Annotated in this window: 27 protein-coding genes, 1 pseudogene and 1 other annotated feature; of the genes and pseudogenes, 26 read left to right on the forward strand and 2 right to left on the reverse strand. The window is 51.9% G+C overall.

The window, feature by feature from the left end; all coding sequences use genetic code 11:
• The first annotated feature begins 47 nt into the window (after positions 1-47).
• The 25 genes and pseudogenes from H035_RS0101400 to H035_RS22335 form a co-directional block, all read left to right on the forward strand.
• Complete coding sequence (locus tag H035_RS0101400) at positions 48-272, forward strand: DUF433 domain-containing protein (protein ID WP_026596141.1); 225 nt, start codon at positions 48-50, stop codon at positions 270-272.
• A complete protein-coding gene (locus tag H035_RS22685; protein ID WP_022947230.1) occupies positions 269-652 on the forward strand; it encodes a DUF5615 family PIN-like protein in 384 nt (127 codons plus the stop codon). The genes H035_RS0101400 and H035_RS22685 overlap by 4 nt, the downstream gene beginning before the upstream one ends.
• 93 nt (positions 653-745) lie before the next feature.
• Positions 746-991 (forward strand): hypothetical protein, encoded by a 246-nt coding sequence (locus H035_RS21665; RefSeq protein ID WP_040574305.1) that lies wholly within the window; start codon positions 746-748, stop codon positions 989-991.
• 12 nt (positions 992-1,003) lie between these two features.
• A complete protein-coding gene (locus H035_RS0101415; RefSeq protein ID WP_022947231.1) occupies positions 1,004-1,237 on the forward strand; it encodes a type II toxin-antitoxin system Phd/YefM family antitoxin in 234 nt (77 codons plus the stop codon).
• A gap of 1 nt (position 1,238) precedes the next feature.
• A complete protein-coding gene (locus H035_RS0101420) occupies positions 1,239-1,616 on the forward strand; it encodes a type II toxin-antitoxin system VapC family toxin (protein WP_022947232.1) in 378 nt (125 codons plus the stop codon).
• A 71-nt stretch (positions 1,617-1,687) separates the two neighbouring features.
• Positions 1,688-1,930: an RpnC/YadD family protein gene (locus tag H035_RS0101425; RefSeq protein ID WP_152485943.1), complete on the forward strand. Its 243-nt coding sequence runs from the start codon at positions 1,688-1,690 to the stop codon at positions 1,928-1,930.
• Positions 1,931-2,120: 190 nt separating this feature from the next.
• Positions 2,121-3,095, forward strand: coding sequence for an RpnC/YadD family protein (locus H035_RS0101430; protein WP_022947234.1), 975 nt, complete (start codon positions 2,121-2,123; stop codon positions 3,093-3,095).
• 164 nt (positions 3,096-3,259) lie between these two features.
• On the forward strand, positions 3,260-3,586 hold the full coding sequence (locus H035_RS0101435) for a nucleotidyltransferase domain-containing protein (protein ID WP_235044526.1): 327 nt from the start codon (positions 3,260-3,262) through the stop codon (positions 3,584-3,586).
• Positions 3,583-3,756, forward strand: coding sequence for a hypothetical protein (locus H035_RS21900; protein WP_022947236.1), 174 nt, complete (start codon positions 3,583-3,585; stop codon positions 3,754-3,756). Before H035_RS0101435 ends, H035_RS21900 begins: the two co-directional genes overlap by 4 nt.
• A 240-nt stretch (positions 3,757-3,996) precedes the next feature.
• Positions 3,997-5,634, forward strand: coding sequence for a cytidylyltransferase domain-containing protein (locus tag H035_RS0101445; protein ID WP_022947237.1), 1,638 nt, complete (start codon positions 3,997-3,999; stop codon positions 5,632-5,634).
• Positions 5,631-6,722, forward strand: a complete 1,092-nt coding sequence (locus tag H035_RS0101450; RefSeq protein ID WP_022947238.1) for an N-acetylneuraminate synthase family protein — start codon at positions 5,631-5,633, stop codon at positions 6,720-6,722. The genes H035_RS0101445 and H035_RS0101450 overlap by 4 nt, the downstream gene beginning before the upstream one ends.
• A complete protein-coding gene (locus tag H035_RS0101455; protein WP_022947239.1) occupies positions 6,719-7,867 on the forward strand; it encodes a polysaccharide pyruvyl transferase family protein in 1,149 nt (382 codons plus the stop codon). Before H035_RS0101450 ends, H035_RS0101455 begins: the two co-directional genes overlap by 4 nt.
• A complete protein-coding gene (locus tag H035_RS22690; protein ID WP_022947240.1) occupies positions 7,864-8,538 on the forward strand; it encodes a CatB-related O-acetyltransferase in 675 nt (224 codons plus the stop codon). Before H035_RS0101455 ends, H035_RS22690 begins: the two co-directional genes overlap by 4 nt.
• On the forward strand, positions 8,516-9,796 hold the full coding sequence (locus H035_RS0101465) for a lipopolysaccharide biosynthesis protein (protein ID WP_161623986.1): 1,281 nt from the start codon (positions 8,516-8,518) through the stop codon (positions 9,794-9,796). Before H035_RS22690 ends, H035_RS0101465 begins: the two co-directional genes overlap by 23 nt.
• A gap of 22 nt (positions 9,797-9,818) precedes the next feature.
• The gene (locus H035_RS21670) at positions 9,819-10,871 is read left to right on the forward strand and encodes a polysialyltransferase family glycosyltransferase (RefSeq protein WP_152485944.1); all 1,053 of its coding nucleotides are present in this window, start codon (positions 9,819-9,821) and stop codon (positions 10,869-10,871) included.
• Positions 10,864-12,081, forward strand: coding sequence for a hypothetical protein (locus tag H035_RS0101480; RefSeq protein WP_022947244.1), 1,218 nt, complete (start codon positions 10,864-10,866; stop codon positions 12,079-12,081). The genes H035_RS21670 and H035_RS0101480 overlap by 8 nt, the downstream gene beginning before the upstream one ends.
• Positions 12,078-12,809, forward strand: coding sequence for a WecB/TagA/CpsF family glycosyltransferase (locus H035_RS17680; protein ID WP_022947245.1), 732 nt, complete (start codon positions 12,078-12,080; stop codon positions 12,807-12,809). The genes H035_RS0101480 and H035_RS17680 overlap by 4 nt, the downstream gene beginning before the upstream one ends.
• A 175-nt stretch (positions 12,810-12,984) precedes the next feature.
• Positions 12,985-13,278 (forward strand): toxin-antitoxin system TumE family protein, encoded by a 294-nt coding sequence (locus H035_RS0101490; protein ID WP_022947246.1) that lies wholly within the window; start codon positions 12,985-12,987, stop codon positions 13,276-13,278.
• The gene (locus H035_RS0101495; RefSeq protein WP_022947247.1) at positions 13,275-13,637 is read left to right on the forward strand and encodes an HVO_A0114 family putative DNA-binding protein; all 363 of its coding nucleotides are present in this window, start codon (positions 13,275-13,277) and stop codon (positions 13,635-13,637) included. The genes H035_RS0101490 and H035_RS0101495 overlap by 4 nt, the downstream gene beginning before the upstream one ends.
• A gap of 331 nt (positions 13,638-13,968) precedes the next feature.
• Positions 13,969-14,250 (forward strand): BrnT family toxin, encoded by a 282-nt coding sequence (locus tag H035_RS0101500; RefSeq protein WP_022947248.1) that lies wholly within the window; start codon positions 13,969-13,971, stop codon positions 14,248-14,250.
• Positions 14,225-14,560 (forward strand): helix-turn-helix domain-containing protein, encoded by a 336-nt coding sequence (locus H035_RS0101505; protein ID WP_022947249.1) that lies wholly within the window; start codon positions 14,225-14,227, stop codon positions 14,558-14,560. Before H035_RS0101500 ends, H035_RS0101505 begins: the two co-directional genes overlap by 26 nt.
• A gap of 113 nt (positions 14,561-14,673) precedes the next feature.
• A complete protein-coding gene (locus tag H035_RS0101510; RefSeq protein ID WP_026596145.1) occupies positions 14,674-15,381 on the forward strand; it encodes a transposase in 708 nt (235 codons plus the stop codon).
• A 249-nt stretch (positions 15,382-15,630) separates the two neighbouring features.
• On the forward strand, positions 15,631-15,969 hold the full coding sequence (locus tag H035_RS0101515; protein WP_022947251.1) for a toxin: 339 nt from the start codon (positions 15,631-15,633) through the stop codon (positions 15,967-15,969).
• Positions 15,966-16,301 (forward strand): CopG family antitoxin, encoded by a 336-nt coding sequence (locus tag H035_RS0101520; protein ID WP_022947252.1) that lies wholly within the window; start codon positions 15,966-15,968, stop codon positions 16,299-16,301. The genes H035_RS0101515 and H035_RS0101520 overlap by 4 nt, the downstream gene beginning before the upstream one ends.
• Positions 16,302-16,313: 12 nt before the next feature.
• A pseudogene (locus H035_RS22335) lies at positions 16,314-16,957 on the forward strand (IS3 family transposase); the annotation flags it as partial.
• Positions 16,592-16,708 (forward strand) — a sequence feature (AL1L pseudoknot). It overlaps the preceding pseudogene by 117 nt.
• A gap of 225 nt (positions 16,958-17,182) precedes the next feature.
• On the opposite strand, the gene H035_RS0101530 reads toward H035_RS22335, so the two are convergent.
• Together H035_RS0101530 and H035_RS0101535 are read right to left on the reverse strand one after the other, a co-directional pair.
• Positions 17,183-17,587, reverse strand: coding sequence for a type II toxin-antitoxin system VapC family toxin (locus tag H035_RS0101530; protein WP_022947254.1), 405 nt, complete (start codon positions 17,585-17,587; stop codon positions 17,183-17,185).
• Positions 17,584-17,823 carry a DUF6364 family protein gene (locus tag H035_RS0101535; RefSeq protein ID WP_022947255.1) on the reverse strand — a complete coding sequence of 80 codons (240 nt, stop codon included), beginning with the start codon at positions 17,821-17,823 and terminating at the stop codon, positions 17,584-17,586. The genes H035_RS0101530 and H035_RS0101535 overlap by 4 nt, the downstream gene beginning before the upstream one ends.
• A gap of 363 nt (positions 17,824-18,186) precedes the next feature.
• Between H035_RS0101535 and H035_RS0101540 the strand changes: the two genes are divergently transcribed.
• Entirely contained in the window at positions 18,187-19,407 is a 1,221-nt protein-coding gene (locus H035_RS0101540) for an IS110 family RNA-guided transposase (protein ID WP_022947256.1), read from the forward strand.
• Positions 19,408-19,599 lie beyond the last annotated feature (192 nt).

Raw genomic sequence — 19,599 nt, forward strand, 5'->3', positions numbered from 1 at the left:
GGCTGTAAGCGCCTCTTTTTCATTGAGAAAAAATGCGGGAAGTATTCATGACACGACATCAACGAATCGAGGTAAATCCGAACATCATGTTCGGTAAGCCCGTCATCAAGGGAACCCGAATCACGGTGGAGCAGATTCTCAGAAAGCTGGCTGCGGGGAAGACATCGGAGCAGATCGTGGCGGATCACCCGAGGCTGACTATTGACGATATCCGGGCGGCTGAAGCCTTCGCGGCGGACTACTTAGCCGATGAAGAAATAGCCTTCGGATGACGGGGTTGCGGCTCCTGGCCGACGAAAATATCGCGGCACCGTTGGTACACGTGCTTCGCAGGGCCAACATCGACGTTATCTATGTTGCTGAAATCGCCAGTGGAATAACGGACGATGAGGTATTGGAGAAAGCAAGGCGCGAAGGTCGATTACTGTTGACGGAGGATAAGGACTTTGGTGAATTGGTCTTCCGCATGAAGCGGGACCTACCTGGCGTGATCATGTTGCGTCTTCCGATAGCCCCCGTGGAGATATACCGGTCATATGTCTTGTCGGTGTTAGAACGTTACGCCGACAAGTTTAGCGGATGCTACACGGTTATCGAGCAGAAACGGGTTAGGTTTCGCCCTTTGCCCACCGCTGGAAACGGAGAACTTTAACGTGGTTGATCCAATTGCCGGAAGGGTTGGAGCGACAGTTTCTGGAATCGGTGTATCGACTTGAGGAGGCGAAGAAGATGCCTTATGTAACCAGTGCCGAATGGTTTTGAATCGCAAAGGGAAAGCTGCAAGGGTTACAGTAGGGGGGGGCGGCAGGGAGATGCGGCGGTTCTTCTGCGTTTGACCGAACGCGCGGAAGCGGCGGCGGCCTGCCGGGAACAGGTATTGCAGGCGGATGCCGAGACCTTGCTGGTCTGGTCCGAGCGGGTTCTGAGCGCCCGACTAATCAGCTGTGCAGGTTGCTCAAAAAAGCGCTACCATGGCTTTGCCCATTTATGAGGGTTCGAAACCATGGAAACCACAACGAAATATTTACGCTTTCACACTAAGGAGATTCTGGCGGCTGCCGATCGGGGTGAAGAAATCATCGTTACCTGGCATGGCAAGCCTTACGCAAAAATCATAGGCTTGAAGGAAACGCTGCCGCGACCCCGTCGACGAAACGCCGCTTTCGGCATCTGGCGAGATCGGTCGGAGGATGTCCAAGCGCAGGTGGATCGCTTGCGGGCGCCTCGTGAGGTTTAGCGTGCTGATAGATACAGATGTCATCATTTGGAACTTTCGGGGCAACGAAAAGGCGGCGGATTTGCTTGATTCCCTTGAGAACTTCACGGTCTCATCGGTCACCTACATGGAACTGGTCCAAGGAATGCGCAACAAGCGTGAACTGCGAGCCCTGCGCGCTGCGCTGAAGGGATGGCAAGTCCAAATCGCGCACGTCACCGAAGGCATTTCCGCTCGGGCCGCGTTTTTGGTTGAGGAATTCTACCTGTCCAATGCGATAAGAGTGGCAGATGCATTGATTGCCGCCACCGCGCTTGAGTACGGCGCCAAATTGCTTACCGCAAACGATAAGCACTATCGTGTTATCGAACAACTGGAGATCGAAATCTTTCGACCGTGAGCGAAGGGCTCACCTGGATGCAAATAAACAGGCCCTTTACCCAACGCGATTATCCACAGGAGGCCAAAACCATGGCGACCTTTGCCGAACGATTCACGCAGGAAGGGATTCAGAAAGGAGTTCAGCAGGGCATCGCTGCCGAGCGTGACCTGCTGTTGCGTTTGGTGCAAAAACGCTTTGGAGAGCCTTGTGCCCGGCGGGCCGCGCCGTTGCTGGAGGCCGTCACCGATCCCGATCGTCTGGCCGAGATCGGCGAATGGATTCTGGATGCCGAGGACGAGGGGACATTCCTGCGCCGGTTGGAGGAATTTTAAGTTTTAGCAAAAGGTGTTTGATTCCTTTTTTGGCGTATACACCATACAGGAAATCGCGGATTATTTTCAGGTACACTACTCCACTGTTATCCGGGCAGTGCATTGGCTCGAAGGGACAGTTGCTGGATTGCAAGACCTGACCCCTCACCTTAAGACCTGACCCCTCACCTTAATGAACCCCCGATCCCTTATGATGGAAGAATCACGCAATGACTACGACAGTCCATGGAAGGAAGCGCTGGAGAAGCGGTTTCCGGAATTTCTCGCTCTCCTGTTCCCGTCCATTTATGCGGAGGTGGACTGGCGCCGGGGTCAAGTCTTTTTGGACAAGGAACTGCAACAGGTGGTTCAAGATGCCCAGTTGGGCCGGCGTTACGCGGATAAACTGGTGAAGGTGTGGGCCCGGGACGGGACCGAAGCCTGGGTACTCATTCACGTGGAAGTCCAGGGCGAGGCGGAGAAAGCGTTTGCCGAAAGGATGTATGTCTACCATTACCGGCTTTTTGACCGGTATCGCGTGGACGTGGTGAGTTTGGGTGTTTTGGCCGACACCACGATGACTTTTCGTCCCGACGGCTACCGGTGGCAGCGGTGGGGATGCGAGCTCACCTTTCGGTTTCCCGTGGTGAAACTGCTGGACTGGGAGGGACGCTGGTTGGAGCTGGAGACCAGCGACAATGTATTTGCCGTGGTGGTGATGGCCCAGCTTCGGGCGAAGACGAGCCGGGATGCCGACGAGCGCGGCGATTGGAAATTCCGGCTGGTGCGGCTTTTGTATGAGCGGGGGTACGAACGGGCGCTCATCCTGGAATTGTTCCGGCTGATCGACTGGATGATCCGGTTACCCGACGGGTTGGAACGACAGTTTCTGGAATCGGTGTATCGACTTGAGGAGGCGAAGAAGATGCCTTATGTAACCAGTGCCGAACGGTTTGGAATCGAAAAGGGAAAGCAGCAAGGGCTACAGCAGGGAAAGCAGCAAGGGCTACAGCAGGGACTGCAGCAGGGGGAAGCGGCGATTCTTCTGCGTTTGATCGAACGCAAATACGGCGCGGAAGCGGCGGCGGCCTGCCGGGAGCGGGTATTGCAGGCGGATGCCGAGACCTTGCTGGTCTGGTCCGAGCGGATTCTGAGCGCCGACACCCTCGACGAGGTATTCCGTTGAGAAGGAACGGGAGGCTGCAAGTGTCTGACCTTTTTCCTTTTGTTTTTTTCGTGTAGCTGAAGATGGGAGAAATCGTGTCTGAACCCATTTTTCCTCCTACACGGTTATCGAGCAGAACCGGGTCAGGTTTCGCCGGCTGCAAGTATCTGCCCCCTTTTTTCTAAATGGAAAATAAAGGTCAATCATCAGCGATGCGCTTAAGCCCTGGGCAAAGAGATACGATACGAAAAAAAGTAAAATCCGCGTTTGGCCGTGGTGCACGCATCTTTTTATTCGGTTCGCGATTGGACGATGCGGCGCGAGGCGGAGACATTGATCTCTACGTGGAAGTGGGCTACCTGCTTCCAAATCGTGCCGCCGCGGCCAGTCGTTTGATCGCTGAATTGCAGTGTGTCTTGGGTGATCAGTCAATCGATGTCGTGCTCGTCGATCCCGGCACCCAGCCGCAACCCGTGCATGAGATTGCGCGGCGGCAGGGGGTAGCCTTATGAAGACGGGAAATCATGGGCGTTTGATGTTCCTTTTGGAGACAGTAGAGAAGGAAGGACGTCATTTGGTGGGGACGACCAACCGATTGTTTTCCGAAACGATCGATGCCGCCTGGGCGCGCTTTGGTCGCTCGATGCCGAATTGGCCATCTCTGCTGCTCGAGAAACCATAGGGAAAATCGTGTCTGACCCTTTTTTTCCTCTTTTTTTCCTTCGCAATGGGTTGGGATCTGGAGCCTTGCAGTGTATTTGAGAGATTGGGGTTTTTCCCAACAGATATTTTCATGCTATTGACATGGGCTGGCTAAATGGTGACCCCTCCTGACCCTCCTTGGCAACGTATGAATCCGGAAGGGTTTTGCTGAGTCATCGTCAATGACGAAAAGCCATCATAGATTGTTTGGGAATAACGGATGAAGACTATTGTAATAATTCCAGCCCGTGGCGGCTCGAAAGGTATTCCAAGAAAAAATCTTCGACCGCTTGCAGGGAAGCCCCTCATCTACTATTCGATACGAGCCGCTAATTTAGCAGCGAATATCAACCGGGTAGTTGTATCAACGGAAGATGACGAAATCGCGCTTTTTGCGCAGCGATTTGGCGCTACGGTGTTAAAACGCCCGGGTTTTCTTTCTGCCGATAGCACTACGCTCGATCCCGTTATTGAGCACGCGGTAAGTGCTGCAGAAGAAAAGTGGGATGAGATATATGATCGCATTCTTACTGTTCAACCAACATCACCGCTTGTGACCGCCGATGACATTGAGCGAGTATGTGAATGTTTAGCTCAGGGACGTTACGATACTGCTATCACCGTGGTTGATGATCGCCATCTAACTTGGGGCATGCAGGATGGTGTTCCTGTGCCTAATTACAGTGAAAGGCTAAATCGGCAGCAATTACCGCCTCTTTTCAAGGAAACCGGCGCGATCGTGGGCTGCACGCGAAAGCAGATTAAGACCGGTACGAGAATTGGAACCTCCGTTGGATTGGTTGAAATGCCGGTCGAGCGAAGCGTGGACATAGATACCTTTTCAGATTGGTATCTGTGTGATGGGTTGTTAAAGCGAAAAAGAATCGTCTTCGCGGTCGTTGGGTATGCTGAGGTCGGGCTTGGGCACGCCTATAGAGCGGTAACGTTGGCGCATGAATTCATTCCGCATGAACTTATCTTTGTTTGCGAAGAACAAAGTGAACTCGCTGCAAACCATATAAGAAGCCATAACTACAATGTGAAGATTTGTCCTGACGGAATGCCTGGTGAAATAATTATCACGTTGGAACCGGATTTGGTGATAAACGATGTTCTCGACACAAGCGTCGGTTATGTTGAGGAGCTCAAAAGTTCCGGAGCCGTCGTTGTTAATTTCGAGGATATGGGATCTGGAGCTAACAAAGCAGATCTCGTGATTAATGCTTTGTATCCGAAACAAATGCCATCGGATAACATTCTAGTTGGGCCAAAATACTTTTGTATTAGGGATGAGTTTTTATTTACGCCCCATAATGTTTTGAATGCTGGCGTAGAGCGGATGTTGATAACGTTCGGTGGTGTCGATGAAGGTAATTTAACGCAGCGTGTGTTAGATATATTGTTGGACTTTTGTGAGTCAAAGAAAATTGAAATCGATATAGTCATAGGGCCCGGATACAGGCACAAAGAGTCCCTGGAGAGTGCTGTTGGTGGAGCAAATTTCGTGACCTTAGTAGACAGTACGACGCGGATTTCGGACTATATGGCGAGGGCTGACATAGCAGTAACGTCGGGCGGTAGAACGGTTCTGGAATTAGCAGCTCTAGAAGTACCAACAATTGTTATATGTCAAAACCAGCGTGAGACGACTCATGCTTTTGCATCAAGTGAAAACGGGGTTATTAACTTAGGGTACCGTGATCTCGTATCAGATGAAGAAATTAAGGCGGCAGTGATAAAAGTGGTGGAAGACTCGGCGCTCCGGGAAAGAATGAGAAAGAAAGCAAGGGCTCTTGACCTTAGCAAGGGAAAACGCCGAGTCGTTAGAAAGATCCTGTCTCTAATGGACAATCAATGAACACTAAAGGTGGGGTTATGAAGCCGAGGTTTATGATTGGTGGTAAAATAGTTGGTGACCCTCTAAGTCCATATATTATTGCGGAGATTGGTGTTAATCACGAAGGTGACATTAACCTGGCAAAGCGGTTGATTGAAGAAGCGGCCGACGCCGGTGCGCACGCTGCGAAGTTTCAGTCGTATAAAGCAGACAAAATTGCTTCGAAAAACAGTCCAGCCTATTGGGACCAAAGCGAGGAACCGACGAAGAGCCAATATGAGCTTTTCAGGAAGTACGACTCCTTCGGACCAGAGGAATATGAAAAGCTGGCAGAGCATTGTCGGAAAATTGGGATACATTTCATGTCGACGCCATTCGACCTGGATGCGGTCGAGTTCTTGTCACCTCTCGTTCCGGCCTTCAAAATAGCTTCGGCCGATATAACGAATGTTCCGTTGTTGAGAGCATGCGCAAGAACGGGCAAGCCTCTCATTATGTCCACCGGAGCAGCAACTTTGCCGGAAATTGAATTCGCGGTTCAGACTGCAAAGGGGGCAGGGGCCCGTGAACTGGCCCTCCTGCATTGTGTTTTGAACTATCCCACTCCAGAAGACAATGCACAACTCGGCGTAATTCGGACGCTCCTCAGGAGCTTCCCAGAGTTGGTCATCGGCTATTCCGATCACGTGGTTCCTGATGAAACGATAAGTTCTCTGGAAGTGGCGATGCTGCTTGGTGCTTCTATTTTGGAAAAGCACTTTACACACGATAAGAAGCTTCCAGGCAATGACCACTACCATGCAATGAACAAGGAAGATCTGCAGAGGTTCGTGAGCAAAGCGAAAAAATACGAGACTCTCGTTGCAAACTCCGGTAAGTCCGTGGCCAAGGAGAGTGCGGCACGAAAACATGCGCGCCGAAGTATCGTCGCAGCAAGAACCCTGCAAAAGGGCCATGTCATTAGAGAAGAGGACCTTATTGCTAAACGACCGGCGCATGGGATAAGTCCCATCCATTGGGACGATGTGATCGGCCGAGAGGTCACAACCGATATAGGCGAGGATGTACTCGTAGGGTGGGAGATGCTAGGTCAGCGCAGGTCAGCATGATGACAGATAAACCTTATTATGTTCTCTTGACGGGATCTAAGAATAATGCCGGCGATTTCCTGATTAAGCATAGAGCAAAGCAATTACTTCAGAAGCTTCGCTCTGACCGAGAGTTGGTTGACCTAAATGGATGGATGCCGTTTGACGATAGCAGTCTGGACGTCGTTAACCGGGCCAAGGCTTTGATTCTGCTCGGCGGGCCGGCTCTTCAGAAGAAAATGCGACCGAAAGTATACGGGCTCGTGGACGACCTTTCTAAAATTCGAGTACCGATTGTAACGGCGGGCATCGGATGGTACTCCCCAAATGGTGAATGGAAAGACACACACGACTATGCGCTTAATCAGCAGACTCATGAATTGCTCGATCGAATTGCGGGCGATGCTTTTCTATCGAGTGTTCGGGATTACCACACCCTAAACACGCTGCATTCGCTCGGATATTCTAATTATGCGATGACCGGCTGCCCGGCATTGTATAGCTGGGAGAACTTGGGTAAACCGGTACAGCTCGGTGATGTAAATAGAGTCGCCTTTTCCTTGGGTGTGGGGATGAAATCGTCCCGACGTATGGAACGCCAGATGCGGTCCGCCATACTCTGTACCGCGGAGGAGTTTTCCGGGGCCGATTTGAGCGTCGTCTTCCACCACGGTCTGTCCGACAATTACCTCAGCTCTCCCGGCGTAACGAAAGAGCTGTACAAAGCTAACAAGCGCATGGCAGCTTGGCTGGACAGCGAGAACATAGCTTATATCGATGTGTCAGGTTCAGCGGAGGCTTTGATCGAGCACTACAGCGGTATGGATTTTCATATCGGATACAGGGTTCATGCACACATTTTTATGAGCAGCATATCCAAGCCATCGATTCTGCTAAACGAAGATGGGCGAGGGAAGGCGCTGGGCAAAGTTCTTGGGGGGACGTCCCTGGATGCGTATGAAATGGTTCAGCACAACAAGGTAATAATCATTGCTAACAGGGTCGGTATTCCAATAGATACTATGCGCCCGGCACGGGGGTTTCTCAATGATCTGCGTCGGCTAATCCGGTACGAGAAAGAGCTGGGGGTCAGGTTACAGGAGCCGAGAGATCGTATTGACCGGCATTTCCCCGTGATGAAAACCTTCATGGAAAGACTACCGTGACTGCCAAGACTATTGTTAAATCGGTCATTAACCGCATGAGGCTCGCCGGGAAAGGGAATTTCATTTCGAATTTTGAAGGGATATCGGTTTCGGCGAAGATCGATAACAGCCGGTTTGAGGAGGGCGTGAGAGTAGCGGGCGGCGCTAGCCTCACCGGTGCGAAAGTGGGGCGGTTTTCATCTGTTGGAAGAGGCTCAAAAGTTTCCCATTGTGAGATAGGCAACTTCTGCGCGATCTCATGGGATTGCACTGTGAATGCTGTCTTTCATCCGCTAGACCACGCGAGTGTAAATGCGTTTCCGTATGCTCCCGAAATGGGCGGTTTCGTTAGTAGCAGGAAGCAGGAGCACCGGGTGGTCAGGCTCGGGAATGACGTTTGGCTGGGCGCTAATGCGATCATCATGCCGGGCATAACCATAGGGGATGGCGCTGTCGTAGGGGCCGGCTCCATTGTAACAAGAGACGTGGGCCCTTATCAGATTGTCGCCGGGAACCCGGCTCGGCGATTGCGAGATCGATTTGAACCCGAAATCGTGGATGAATTGCTTGAGATCAGGTGGTGGGATTGGCCGGTGCGCGCTTTGAAGATGCATGTTGCGCTCTTCCAAGAGCCTATATCCAGAAGTGTTGTCGATAAGCTTAAGCGGGTTGGCAAAAGCATTCGTGATTAAAGACTCTCTTGTTTATCTGTTTAGTAGTCTTGTCAACAAGGCCGTACCTTTCCTTCTCCTTCCGCTGTTGACTAGCTATCTTCCCCCCGCTGAGTTCGGGTTAATCGCAATCTTCCAAGTTTCGCTTACAGCCTTCCAGGCTTTTTATGGAGGACTTAACGTTAACGTAGCCCGGACGTATTTCAATCGGTCAAACGAAGAATTTCGGGAAGTGATGGGGGCCGTATTCCTTGCGCTTACCATTATCTTTTCAGTGCTGACCAGCGGGATACTTCTTTATCTGCTCTTTGATGGAGCTACTTTCGGTGTTCCGGCGTATTGGTTTGGGGCTCTTCCGATACTCAGCGCTCTTGGTGTGGCGAATCTGATAAATCTTACACTTCTACGTACTGAGGGGGAGAGCTGGAAATATCTTAGATGGGAAGTGGGACACGCGCTCGCTAACCTTTCACTAACTCTTATCCTTTTTGTTGGTGTGGAATCCTCTGGGGAAAGCAGGCTATGGGGAATATCGGTTCCGCTGGCACTCTATGGGGGCTTCAGCGTCTTCTCACTTCGGCGACGTGGGTTTTTAGATCGGTTCGCGCGCCGGGATTACCTTAAGGAAGTAGTTGGCATTTCGCTGCCCCTTATACCGCATGCTCTTGCTTCAATTGTAATTGCCGTCAGCGATCGGATTTTCATCAGTCACTATCTCGGAAACGCCGCCGTGGGGATATATACGGTGGGGTATCAGTTCGGAATGGTGGTGATGGTTATTACGGATGCATTCATAAAAGCTTGGCAACCGTGGTTCTTCCGAGAGATGGCTAAGCCCGGCATAGAAGCCGCCCGGGGGATCGTGCGGGCTACCTACCTGTACCTCGTGCTGCTTATCTTGGGTGCTCTAGCTTACTCAAAGGTTGCCGAGTGGGTTATCGACTTCGCGATTGATAGCGCTTATCGGGACTCAATCGGCCTTGTGTTACCAATTGCGATGTCTTACGTGGCTTTCGGGCTCTACCAGATTTTCATGCCGTACCTTGTCTACATAGGGAAAACTCAAGTACTGATGGTGACTACGTCCCTTGCGGCGGGTACAAATATCATACTAAACATCTTATGGATATCCGTATACGGAATGAATGGGGCCGTTTATGCGACCTTGGTAGCGTACACGTTCAGTGCATTACTGGTTATTGTGGTTTCACAACGCTATTGCCCAATGCCATGGAGGTTTGGGGGCAGTACAGTAGGCAGAGCGCCTTCTAAAGGTTGAGGAGTTGTCAGAAGGTTACGGCATGAGAATAGTTGTCATTTGTGATGTCGTTTCGGGATTTCACCTCATAAGCGCGATTAGTCATATTCAGGTTTTAGATGATTGTAGCTTTCTCGACATTCATTTGCTTCCCGGAATAAAAGGTAGTTACCTCCTTCCGGAAGGACGTGGAAGAATTGGCCACTTGGAATTTAAAGTCAGCCACCAAGTTTCCCGTCGCGCTTCCGAGTGGGTTGTACGATTTGTGAAGTTTTCTTTTGTTCGAATGAAACGAGCAATTTATCCAGTGCGCTTTCGACGGACCAGGGATTTCCGAGTTATTATCGGGCATCACACGTATTTCAAACCGGCTTCCCTTGCATATTCTCCGACTTCTCGGATGACTGACATTTCTACATTTTCATTCGAAGAGGGAATCGGTACTTATGGAGGGATGAAGCATCATGTTCATGCGGCAAGACGGGAAGGCCGCCAATTCGCGCGGACGAAATACTTACTTCGCAAGGGCCTGTCGCATGATTTTTGGCTGGATTCGTCAAGGACATTTTTAAAAACGCGTAGTGATTTAGAGAGAGACCAGTACCGAACTGCTATATCGACGCTGTTGGCGGCTCGATATGAGTCAGGCGCACTACTATTTCCGGCGTCGGCTAGGGTAGACCTGAAGGGGGCTGTGCTTTTCTTTTCAAGCCCGCTCTATGATCTGAACCTGATGTCGATGCCGCAGTACATCGATTTCATAAAGCGGGTCGAAGCCTTTTATGCAAGTAAGGGTAAGGGATTGGTTTTAAAGTTGCATCCGATGGAGTCGTGTTCGGAGACTCTGAGAGGAGCGGGAATAGAGGTGATTGATGATCCACGCCCGGTTGAAATGCTGATTTCCGAGGCTCAGCCAGATTCCGTGGCAGGGCTGAGTTCCGGTGCACTCATAACAGCAAATGCACTGTTTAAGTTACAAGCTCGGTCATTCCTAGCATGGCTTACCGAAACGGCTCGCGAACAACTCAAGGTGCGCGGAGAGCTGAAGGAGATTTTCGAAGGAGCGGTCGACTTCATTGGACTCAACGATGAGTAGCAGAGCAACTGCGACGGCTTTCATAGTCACAATGGCCTGTCTAATGTCCTTCGTCGGATATTTGCACACGGGCGGGAACGGTCAACAGTATGCCCTGGAACGCGGCCTTACAGTAGGTGTAGTGCTGGTACTATCGTTGGTTTTTCTATTCCTCAGCCGTCCCGGATTGCGGGTCCATAAGGTACCCCTACTGCTACTGGCGTTTGCAGTCTACGGCTTTTTGATAGCCGGAGCGAAGGGTCTCGCCCTTGAGGCGGGGTCCTCCCTTCTTCGGATCGCAAGCTACGCTTTTCTCATACAAGCTTTCTACAATCTCCATTTGAGAGAGCCAGAGTATTGGGAGAAGGTGCTCGCTCGGATTATGGTACTTTGGACAGCGCTCTATGGGTTTCAGGTTTTTCTAGATTTTGCCGGTGAAAGATACGTCTACATGAACGGCGCCTACCGGTATCCGGCCAGTGTGGGCAGTCCGATAGGTTTCGCGTCGGCTCTCTTGGTAATACAATCGGGGCTGTTGGTCTATTGGCTCAAGAGAAAGCGGGGCTTTTTTTTGATATCAGCGCTGGTCGCGTCCTTGCTGATCAGTTTTACAGTCACGCGATCTATAATGGCGGCTTCACTTCTCTTGTTCTTCGCTGCTTTTTACCTCCGCGAGACAGGCATTAGAAAGTTGGGCGTCTTGGTTTTCGTACCATTAATCGCGGGATTGCTGCTTGTGTCACTGCCGCTGTTTGAACCGGTTTTGTCCAGGCTTACTGAAACATCGAATGAATACGGGCTAGATAGTTCGACTTCGTTCCGCGTGAAGATTATTTCTGAATATGCAGAGAACGTTTCCATTTCGGAACTTGTCTTCGGGCTTGGGTTAGGGGTTTTTCCAGTTTGGTTCGAGAAGAAGACAGGGATATCTGGGGTGGCTCCGCATTTTGAGGGCCTTTGGATCCTAGCCGAGTTCGGAGTGTTGGTCGCGCTGGTATATGCGGCCGTTTTGATAAGATTCGCGGCTCGATTAACCACGTACAAACAAAGAGAGAGAATAGCTTGGATTTTGTTGCTTTTGATCGTAGCTGTATTTAGTCATCAGGTTTTTCTTCAATTCGCTAATCCGTTTTACTTTTACCAATTTTTTATACCACACGCACTTCTAGTAGGATGGTGGCTCTCAGTCGTTCACAGGCAACCTCGCCGGCTGAGGCCAGTGTTATTATGAAATCTACCGTGAGTACCTTGTTTGAGCGATTGGGGACGGTATCACCGGAATGTGCCCTGGAGCGTGGCACTCTGACGACTTTCGTGAACCCCCATTCGTATCGCTTAGTGAGAAGGGAAAAGGACGTCGCTCGGTATTTTCGTTACGTTGGAATCGATGGATTTTCGCTTGTCCCTTTCGGCAGGATTCTCAGTGGGCGGGATGTACAACGAACGAGTTTCGATATGACGTCCATCGCAAAAGATGTATTCGAGGCGTGTTCTAGAATGGACCGATCGATTTTCTTGATCGGTGCGAAAAAGAAAGAGATTGAGAAGACAAGTAGGATTTTGCAGGGTGCTTTCCCAAAGCTGAATATAGTTGGATTCCGAGATGGATATTTCAAAGACAATTCGGAGAAGGCGAGTTTTATCAATCGTCTCGTTGTGTTAAATCCAGATGTTGTCGTTGTCGGAATGGGGACCCCACGGCAGGAGCGGTTTCTGATGCAATTAGTGGATGCAGGCTGGGCGGGTAGTGGATTTACGTGCGGTGGATTCCTACACCAGACCGCCAGTGGAACTAGGTATTACCCTGATTGGGTGAACCGGTTTTCTCTAAGATGGTTGTATAGGATCGTTGATGAACCACGCCTCCTCAGTCGGTACTTCATTAGTTACCCGATTGGATTGATCCTTTTCTTGTTCGATGGAATCACGCAGTACGGAGTCCAGAAAACTGGCGGCTGAGACTTGTAAGCGCGTATGGGGTCACGGGAAAACGGGGTCAGAGGGAAAACGGGGTCAGACACCTTTCCACTCCTAGCATTCACGGACTTTGTGATGCATCGCTGTCATTGGGAACCAGGATTCGGATTGTCTATAGCCATATGGCATGAAACGCTATATGGTATGATAAAGTTCTATGAAAGCCACCCTGGTCATCGACCGCAAGGTCGTGTTCCCGGACGGCGCGATTTTGCAAATGGTGGTCTGGCGGTTACCCAATCCAGACCAAGAGCGCCCGCACGGGCTGAAATACCGCTTCTATTACGGCCTGGCTGATGGCCGATGCGTGGTGCGTTACGACAACGAACGCGGCAAGGGTGACCACCGCCATCTGGGCGATAGGGAAGATCCGTACGCCTTCGCTGACATCGAAACCCTGGTCGCCGATTTTCTTGCCGATGTGGCCAAAGCGCGTGGAGGCAAATTATGAAAAAATCCCTGGCCATCACTATTGGTTCCGTGAACCAGGCTGCCCGCGAAGTCATCGACGCCTGGCATCGGGCCGAGCATGGCAAAAAAGCTCCAGAATCTCGGGCGGAAATCCTGTTTACTGATCTGGAAACCCTGCTTAAGACCCTGACGCTGCAGCGGTTCAGATTGTTGCGGCAACTGCGCCGGTCGGGTCCGACCAGCATTCGCGCCCTAGCCAAGGCCTTGGGGCGGGACTATAAGAACGTCCACCGTGACGTCATCAAGCTACTGCGGCTGGGAATGATCGAGAAGAACGAGGCGGGTCAGATTTTGGTACCCTGGGACGAGATTGACGCCCGATTGGATCTGGCCGCTTGAAGGCCCAAAAAAGGAAGGAATAATGGCGAAAGGAATAATGCAGGAAAACGGGGTCATGAGGAAAACGGGGTCAGACACCTTTTCAACCGCCGACACCTTTTTCTTTCTTCACTCCATTCAGTTGGTTAATGGATGCCCTGATTCAAGAGCTTACCCATTTTGGCCCACTTGAGGCCGTTTGGGGAGTGGAACGGACCATTCCATTACACTTTTTAGGAGGAAAAAGGGTTACCTATTAGCTGGTTCTTGGCGCTATAGGGCGTCATAGTGTCAACGTATTGTGCTGCGAAAAGCTTTGTCTGGTAGTAGGTCAATGGGCTAGACTTGGAAGATGGAGTTTGAATGGGACGAAGATAAAAGCGAGGCATGCTTCCGTGAGCGCGGTTTTGACTTTGCGTATGCTGCACGGGCATTTTTTGATCCGAATCGGTTGGTTCAGGCCGACACCCGCCATAGCTACGGCGAGGATCGGTACCAACTCATGGGCAAAATCGAACACCGCCTGTTCGTGGTAGTGTACACCCCGCGTCACGGTGCTCTGCGCATCATTTCAGCCCGCAAAGCCAACCAGCGAGAGGTTCGTTATTATGAAAACTGTACGCGTGAAGATTGATCCCGCCGCTCCGGATTTTTTGACAACCGGACGCATTGACGCTGCTCGAGTAGACGCCACCACCGAAGCTGATATTGCCGCCCATAAAGCCTCAGATGACGCCGAAGCCATGCTGGACTCCGCCCGTTTTATCCGTCGGGTTCGTAAGCGTCTGGGCTTAAGTCAAGCGGAATTTTCTGAGCGAATTAATGTGCCGCTCGACACCATCCGCAATTGGGAGCAGGGAAAGCGTTGCCCAACGGGCGCCGCCCTGGCCCTGCTCAAGGTGCTCGACAAGGCTCCCGAGGCGGCGCTGGCGGCACTGAATTGAAAGCCGAGGAAAAAAGGGGGGGTTGCGCAGGGAATACAGGGAATAATGGGGTCAGACACGATAATTGTGTTATGGTGTTTTTATGCTTTATTGAAAGATTGAAAGAGGATGCCATGGCCCGTCTTCCCCGTTATGTCATTCCCGGTCAGCCACAGCACATCATCCAGCGTGGCAACAACCGGCAAGTCATCTTTGCCGGTGACGAAGATTATCGGTTTTTTCGCGATATCTTGGTGGAAGCGGCCACCAAGCAGGGTCTGTCGATTCATGCCTATGTCTGGATGACCAACCATATCCACCTGCTAGCGACGCCTGAGTTTGACCAGAGCATCAGTCAAGTCTTTCAATCAGCGGGCCGACGATATGTCCAATACTTCAATACCACCTACCGGCGCAGCGGGACGCTTTGGGAAGGACGCTATCGGGCAACGGTGGTGGACAGTGAGCGGTATCTGCTGACCCTGATGCGCTACATCGAGCTCAATCCGGTCAGGGCGGGGATGGTGACGCATCCCGGGGACTACCTTTGGTCGAGTTATCGCCGGAATGCAGAGGGGGCATCGGGACTGAATGCCGACTGGCTGACGGCGCACGAGGAATATCTGCGATTGGGTCGCAATGAAGCGGCCAGGCAACAGGCTTACCGACAATTATTCCAGACCGAACTTTCCGACGAGGATCTGGCGGAGATCCGCGATTGCACGCACAAAGGCTGGGCCTTGGGTGGCGATCGATTCAAAAAACAAATCGAGGCACTGGCCCGGCGACGGGCTGTCTCGAAAGGGGTGGGGCGGCCGAGGAAAGATAAAAATCGTGTCTGACCCCATTTGTCGCGGAAATATTCGGGGTCAGCAGCGGCTTGGCAATGCCGCCCATTCTAGCGGCTGAGAGTCCCGCCCGGGTAAGCGGAAGCCACGTGCCCGGTATCGAGCCTTGCAGTGGCTCCGGCGACGGGCTGGTTGATGCGTAGGCACGAAAGCAGGCGAGGTGCAAAGGTAACGGGTGAGGCCGCCCCTGAAGGTATAGAGCCCCGAAAAATATTTGGCGAGTGCCGATGGGCTTGCCCCCCTATGGCGACGCCGAAAGGAATGATGCCAATAAGCACACATATATGTGCTAAAATTGGCCACATGAAGCCTTTCAGCTGGAATCATCTCAAAAATCAGCAACTTATAGAAGACCGCCAGATATCTTTTGAAGATATCTTGTTCTACATACAAAAGGGTCAATTGCTGGACGATATTGAACACCCCAACAAGGCTAAATACCCGAATCAACGGGTATTCGTTGTAGAGGTTGATGAATATGCCTGTTTGGTCCCATATGTGGAAAGTGATAATGAAATCTTCTTAAAAACGATCATTCCAAGCAGAAAGGCTACGAAGCAATACCTTGGAGGCAAGTCATGAGCAAAGTGAAACTTGATGAGGAAGAGAAAGAGATTCTGCGTGATTTCGAAGCAGGGGAGTTTAAGTCTGTCTTAACTCCGCAGCGAAAGAAGCAACTTGCGAAAGCCGCTGAAGAGACATTTAAAAAAGATAAACGCATAAATATTCGCATATCATCACGTGATCTAGAGGCTCTACAAAGGCGGGCGCTAGAGGAAGGTATCCCTTATCAAACACTTGTATCAAGCATTCTTCACAAGTATGTATCGGGCAGCTTATACGATGCCACGGCTAACAAGTCGCTCAACTCGGACCTGAACCGCCCCGGTTTTGCCGGAGACTCCATTTCTTGAGAGGATGGAGTCATGAACAAGCGAATAAGATATGCGCCGGAAGTCCGGGAACGGGCGGTTCGGCTGGTATTGGATCACCAAGCGGAGCATGGTTCTCAGTGGGCAGCGATCCAATCGGTGGCGTCAAAGATTGGTTGCACACCGGAGACACTGCGCAAATGGGTACGGCAAACGGAAACGGATCAAGGGATTCGTGGTGGGATGGCCACGTCGGAGCGAGAACGCCTCAAGCAGCTGGAACGTGAGAACAGGGAGTTGAAGCGGGCCAACGAGATATTACGCAAGGCATCCGCTTATTTTGCCCAGGCGGAGCTCGACCGCCGACAGAAATAAGGGTGGATTTTATCGACGAGCACCGGGCGACGCACGGGGTCGAGCCAATCTGCAAAGCGCTTCAGATTGCCCCGTCCACGTATTATGAGTAGAAAGCCCGAGAACGAGATCCCGAGCGGCTACCGGCTCGCGCCAAGCGGGATCGGGCACTGGAAGTTGAGATTCTCCGGGTCTGGCACGAGCACTTCGGTGTTTACGGTGTTCGCAAGGTCTGGCGGCAACTCTTGCGCGAAGAGACCATGGTGGCCCGCTGCACGGTAGCCCGACTCATGAAAAAGCTGGGCCTTCAAGGCGTTAGACGCGGCGCGCGCACCTGGACGACGGGTCCGGGGTCAGTTCTTTACTTTATAGCCCTCCCTGCCTTCCTTCGCATCAGAGCCCGAGAGCCCGCTGGAGGGGTTCGGTTGGAGGAGCGCCTTTGGGCGCGATAGGTGCGGCGGTCGCGGCTAAAGAGCCGCTCTTACAGAGAAATGTTCCAGCGAATGGGGCAGAGAGCCCCGCATTCGTGTCATCGTGTCGGTGTTGATGCTGATGACAGAGGGGGTCAGCTAAAGCGTGAGCAAGAATTCTTCAGGCGTGAGAGCGTCTATCGGAGCTTCTTTAAAATCTTTGATGTTTCGTGTAATCACGCATCGGCAGTCTGCATCCAGAGCAGCGGCGGTTACCACGCTGTCCTCAAAATCGGTTAACTTGATCCCGCGTGCTCTTATCAGCTCTTCACGCCCCACTTTCGCCACCTCGAAGTACTTAAGCAACCAATCAATGGCTTCGTCTGCTTTGCTTCGATTCTGGTAGCGCTGCACGAGATAATGGATGGTGGTAAAAGCGTGTGCCGGCAGATACGCTCGAATCTCGCCGCGAACCGATTTTTCCATCACCCTCGCCGAAGCGTGAAAGTGCGGTTCACGACGTTGTAACACGTCGAGCACCACGTTCAAGTCCACCAATATCATGGCCGGTGCTTGTCCAGCAGATGACGCTGATATTCCGATTCGGCATCGATATCGGCGGGAATCAAGCCTATCATGGTGTCTAACTCAGGGGTGGGCGTATGCTTTTCCAATGATCGCATACGCCTTAGGTATCGGTCTATGAACTCCGTGACCGTGATGCCGTGAGCCTGTGCATAGGTTTTGGCAAACGCCACGTCCTGTTTCGGCAGGCGAATAGTCAATTTAATATCCTCCATCGATCCCCCACATAATACGGCTAACTCTGTTTCACTATACGGCTGTCAGAGTTTGCTATCAAGCGAGCCAATCACAACAAAAGGGGGTCAGCGCAAAAGCGGGGGAGCCTGGGGTCTACCATCGGATTTGCAGGTTAGCGGAGCCCCCGCATAATAGGTAAGATTGACTTCGGCGGGGGTGTGGCTCCTGGGGTCGGTGGCCGGTTTCGGCTCACTCGAACCTGAAATGCCGCCCCCGCCACCCTGCATCATCCGGTGGGTCGAACGGGATGGTGCCGATCAGCTCTCTGATGTGGCTCTGTAAGTAGACGAGACCGGCGGATGATTTTCTTCTACTGGTTCTGACTTACGGAGACACCAACAATGACAACAACCTCCGACATTCGCGTCAGCATTGATGTGGGCTGTCACAGTCACAGTGTAGCGATCGGCCTGCCCTGTGGAGAAGTGCTGGACGAATTCGACCTGCCCCACCGGCCGGAAGGCTTCGAGCTTTTCTTCGAGCGAATCGAACACCACCACCATCGCTATGGGGGTGAGGTCTCGGTGGCCATGGAAGGGTATAACGGCTGGGCTCGCCCGTTGGACACCCTCGTGCGCTCCCATGGTTATCGCCTTTTCAATATCAATAATCTGAAGCTTGCCCGCTTCAAGGAGATTTTCCCGGCGGCGGCTAAAACAGACCGAATCGATGCACGGAAAGGCCTCGAGCTGTTCCAGCTGCGGGACTATCTCCCATCGGCCAAAGGGGTGCTCCAGGAGGTCTCAGCAACGCCGGTTGAGAACGAAAAACTGAAGCGTCTGACCCGCCGGCGCCGTTCGCTGGTTAATGAGAAAAGTCGCCTTCTGAGCCGCATGCAGGCTGATTTGCAGGCGGTTTGCCCCGGATTGCTGGCAATCACCAAGGATGCGGAAAACCTCTGGTTTTTGAACTTTATCACCTATAGTGACGACCTTCGTAAGCTTGCCCGTATCCGTCGGAAGACGGTGCTTTCGATCAAAGGCATCGGACGCACATACGTCGAGGTGATAGGCGGTTGGCAGAAGGCTGCGAGCTTCAGCCACGATGTTGAGTGGGTCGGCCCGATGATTGTTGAAGATGCCCGTCGAATACTGGACCTGAGACAGAAGATAAAGGCGCTTGAAGTCCGCTGTGAAGAACTCATGGGCCAGTCAGAGATTGCACAGCTGGTCGATACCATACCCGGCTTTGCGACCGTATGTGCGTCGGAGCTGGCCGGTGAACTCGGTACCATCGAGCGCTTCGCCAAAGAAGGTAGTCTTGCGGTCTACGTGGGCATGGCGAACCTCGACAACAGCTCAGGAAATCAGCGCGGCTCGAAGAACCCAAAGCATGTGAATACGCGCGCAAAAGCGGCGATGCTGGTGGGTGTCGATCGGCACCGAAAGCAGGTTCCTGAATCACAGCGCTTCTATGAGAAAAAGCGCGCCCAGGGTAAGAGCCATAATCAGGCTATCCGTGCGTTGGGGCGCCATCTGTGCCGCGTGCTATTTCGAATGCTCAAACAGGGAAGGGCGTATGAGCTCAGGATAGCTTCACCAGAGAAAACTAGCTCGAAATAGCTTGAAAATACCAGCGGGATGTTCAGGTCTTACAATCATGCATGGAATATGAGAACTGACACCGGCGTCCACCCCAATATGCTGGATTGCAAGACCTGACCCTTTTGCCTTTTGCTCGAATCATGGATTGAAGAAGTGATCCCCGTTCGGATGCCAAAGGAGACAGGGCGGGCTATAAAAGTAAAGAACTGA

Source organism: Methylohalobius crimeensis 10Ki, assembly GCF_000421465.1.
Taxonomy (GTDB): domain Bacteria; phylum Pseudomonadota; class Gammaproteobacteria; order Methylococcales; family Methylothermaceae; genus Methylohalobius; species Methylohalobius crimeensis.